At 69.2% G+C, this 3,631-nt stretch carries 3 protein-coding genes; 2 read left to right on the forward strand and 1 reads right to left on the reverse strand.

All coding sequences use genetic code 11. From position 1 onward, the window contains the following. Window positions 1-229 precede the first annotated feature (229 nt). Window positions 230-1,246: an isopenicillin N synthase family oxygenase gene (locus GRF61_RS23560; protein WP_169153051.1), complete on the reverse strand. Its 1,017-nt coding sequence runs from the start codon at window positions 1,244-1,246 to the stop codon at window positions 230-232. Window positions 1,247-1,954: 708 nt separating this feature from the next. Between GRF61_RS23560 and GRF61_RS23565 the strand changes: the two genes are divergently transcribed. Both GRF61_RS23565 and GRF61_RS23570 read left to right on the forward strand, forming a co-directional pair. Next, the gene (locus GRF61_RS23565) at window positions 1,955-3,007 is read left to right on the forward strand and encodes an ABC transporter substrate-binding protein (RefSeq protein ID WP_169153052.1); all 1,053 of its coding nucleotides are present in this window, start codon (window positions 1,955-1,957) and stop codon (window positions 3,005-3,007) included. Window positions 3,008-3,009: 2 nt separating this feature from the next. After that, the gene (locus GRF61_RS23570) at window positions 3,010-3,507 is read left to right on the forward strand and encodes a nucleoside deaminase (RefSeq protein WP_169153053.1); all 498 of its coding nucleotides are present in this window, start codon (window positions 3,010-3,012) and stop codon (window positions 3,505-3,507) included. The last annotated feature ends 124 nt before the right edge of the window (window positions 3,508-3,631 follow it).

Genomic DNA, 3,631 nt, shown 5'->3' on the forward strand with positions numbered 1-3,631 from the left:
GAGGGGCTGAGGGAGAGGGGGAGTGGGCTTGTATTGCCGCTAACGCCCCTTGCGGGGCACCCCCTCTCCCCAACCCTCCCCCGCAAGGGGGGAGGGGGCAGAACCGCCGCTGCCATACGCGGGGCTGTCTGCCTTACTGCGAGTGCAGCTGCCTTACGCGAGCCTGCCTATCCAGACCAGGTCTTCCCTAGCCCTGCTGACACCGGCCCTATCGGCACGCTGTCAGCACTCAATACTTCGCGAAGTTCGCATTCACCCGCTGGTACAGGTAGTCCTCCGCGGTGATCGCCGGGTACTTGTGCGCCGGCCCTTCGATGACCACCTCGCGGTTGGCCTGGCAGAAGAAGGCCAGGCTGTAGCGCGCGCCCTGGTACTCGTCCGGGCGCGGGTTGCGCACGCGGTGGAAGTTGGACGGCAACTGGTCGTCGCTCCAGCGCATCAGCATGTCGCCGATGTTGCAGGTGATGACGTCTTCCGCGGGCGGAATGCTGGTCCATTCCTCGGCCTCGAACTCCTTGCCGGGGCACACCTGCAAGCCGCCCTGGCCTTCGCGCTGGAATAGCAGGGTCAGGCAGTCGAAGTCGGTGTGGGCACCGGCGCGCCACAGGTCCAGCTTGTTCCTGAACTCCGGCGGAATGGCGTAGTAGTGCAGCAGGCGCAGGGTGCTCTGGTAGCCGGGGCTGAGCGGATCGTGGGCGCGGGTGAAGAACTCGCTGTCGAAGCCCAGCTTGTCGGCGAAGCAGGACAGCACCCGCATGCCGACCGTCCAGCACTGCGCCTCGAAGGCCAGCATGGTGTCGCGGAAACCGGCCAGCTCTTCCTCGCTCGGCCACAGTTCGGCCATGTGCGGGCGGGTGATCTGGTAGGACTCCTTCTGGTCCGGCGTGCCGGTGGAAGGCCGCACCTGGGCCTTGCTCTCCCAGCCGGCGTTGCAGCCCTTCTTCAGCGGATACTTGGCCTTCACCTGGTCCGGCAGGGCGAAGAAGCGCTCCATGGTGGCGAAGGCCTTGCGCACTTCGGCCAGCTCGATACCGTGGTTGTAGAGCTGGAAGAAGCCCACATCCACCGAGGCGCTCCACAGCTGGTCGGCGATCTCGGCCTTGCGGTGTTCGAAATCGGATAGGTCGATACGTCGCACTTCGCGGCTCTCGTTCTCGGTGCCCATCGCGCCCATGCGCGATTCCTTGTTCAACTCGTTGAGGGCGTAGGGCGCCGGGGCGGCGGGGGTCTGTTGGGTGGTGTGCATTGTCGTGCTCCTGCGTTACAAGGGCTCGCGAGGGATGCACGGGGCGGAAAGGGCCGGCATCGCCTCTTGAAGGATGTCCCGGCGCGGCGCGTCCCGGGCGGGACAGCGCGACACCGGCTTCAAGAGCAATTACCGACCGGCCGCTGGCTCGCCGGACGGCGGACCAGGGAGGTGAACGCTTCTACTCTCGCCGCAACCCAAAGCAGGGGGCGTGCCACCTATTACGGGCGGCGGAGCAAGCGCCGCTTCGATACAGCTGGCACTGCGCCCCTCCGCGCCCGCAGGTCGCGCGCCTGCTGGCTTTTGACTGCGGCACGCCGTTCCGGGCCGCGCGCCTCGGCGGCTGGCCGGCCGCCGAGGCGCGCGGCCCCCGCCAGCACGGAGACTTGCCCCAATTCAAGGCATACCCCCCAATTTGCGCACCAAGCCAATGCACGTCGCCCCTCGTGCGCAAGCCCCCGCGCGGGCCGGGCATACGGGCGCGCGGAGCAAGCGGAATCCCCTGTTGCGACACGCCTTTCCCGCCACCGATGACCCCACCGGCATCAAACCCTCAACCGCTGGCACGCATGCTGCTAAGTGCCGAACCGAGAGTAGAAGCGTTCAGCGCCACCGGAACAGAGAGCCGGGGCGCCCGGAAATTGCTCTTGTCGCCCCGTCGGCGCGCGCCGCCGCCGGGTACCAAGAACATTGCCCGGAGCATCCCCAATGGATCGTCGTCGCTTCCTGTCGTCCTTCGCCGCCCTGCCTGCCGCCACCGCCCTCGCCGGCCTGTCGCGCCCGGCGCTGGCCCAGCCCGCCCCCGCCGCCGGCCTGCTGCCGCTCAAGTTCTCGCTGGATTTCCGCGTCACCAGCCAGACCTCGCCCTTCTTCCTGGCGCTGGCCCGCGGCTATTACCGCGAGGAAGGGCTGGACGTGACCATAGACACCGGCGCCGGCTCGGTGGCCTCCATCACCCGCGTTGCCAGCGGCGCCTACGACATGTCGCTGGGCGACATCAGCTCGCTGATCGAATTCCACGCCCAGAACCCCGGCAAGGCGGCGGTGCAGGCGGTGTACCAGTATTACAACCGCGCGCCCTTCGTCATCATCGGCCGCAAGGACCGCGGCATCACCGCCGATTTCGCCAGCCTGCGCGGCAAGCGCGTGGCCGCGGCGGCGGTGGAATCCACCCGCCGGCTGTGGCCCATGGTGGCGAACAGGCTCAAGGCCGGGCCGGACTTCTTCGAGTGGGTCACCACCGACTTCGCGGTGCGCGACAACGTGATGATCCGTGGCGACGTGGATGCCGCCACCTACTTCCACGACTCGGCGGTGTCGCTGTTCTCGCGCATGCCGCTGGAGCAGCTCTCGGTGCTGGAGTACGCCAAGGCCGGGCTGGATCTCTACGGCAACGCCATTCTCGCCAGCCGCAAGCTGATCGCCGACAAGCCGCAGGCGTTGGCCGGCTTCCTGCGCGCCACCAACCGCGCGCTGCGGGAAACGGTGGCCGACGTGGAGCCCGCGCTGGCGGCGATCAAGGCCCGCGAGCCCATCCTCAACCTGGAGGTGGAGCGCGAGCGCTGGAACATCACCCGTGGCTACGTCGCCGCCGCCGACACCCGCGCCGATGGCCTGGGCGCGGTACGCGGCGAGCTGGTAAGCCGCCAGATCGCCGACGTTGCCGCCGTGTTCGGCCTGGAGAAGCCGCCTGCCGCCGCCGAGCTGTACGAGCTCTCGCTGCTGCCGCCCAAGGCGGAACGCATGGTCGCCGGGGCCTGAGCATGGGCGCGGCGGAAACCGTGCTGGACGCGCGCGACGCCCTCTACCTGCGCCGCGCCATCGAGCTCGCCGACCTCGGCCGCAGCCGCGGCAACCGGCCCTTCGGCGCCCTCATCGTCGGCGCCGATGGCAGCGTGCTGGCCGAAGCCTGGTGCAACACCGCTGAAACCGGCGACTGCACCGGCCACGCCGAAACCACCGCGGTGCGCCTGGCCTCGCCGCGCCACAGCCGCGAGGAACTGGCGCGGGCAACCATTTACTCTTCCGCCGAGCCCTGCGTGATGTGCGCCGGCGCCATCTTCTGGGCCAACATCGGCCGGGTGGTGTTCGGCATAGACGCGGTGGCGCTGCGCGGCTTCCGCGGCGAACGGCTGGACCAGCGCGACGCCGAACTGTCCTGCCGCGAGGTGTTCGACGCCTCGCCCAAGGGCATCGTCTGCGTCGGCCCGGCGCTGCGGGAGGAGGCGGCGCGCTCCCACATCGGCGCCTGGAAGAGCTGAGCGCAAGCCAGCGCGGTATGCCGCCGCCGCCCCGCTTTGACCCCAGTCAAGGCAGCCCGGCGGCGGCGCCACTATGGTGGCGGGGCTTTGCAAACGCCCCGCCACTCCCCCGCCTCTTCATGAC

It is taken from the genome of Azoarcus sp. TTM-91 (genome assembly GCF_012911025.1).
In the GTDB taxonomy this organism is placed as follows: Bacteria; Pseudomonadota; Gammaproteobacteria; order Burkholderiales; family Rhodocyclaceae; genus Azoarcus.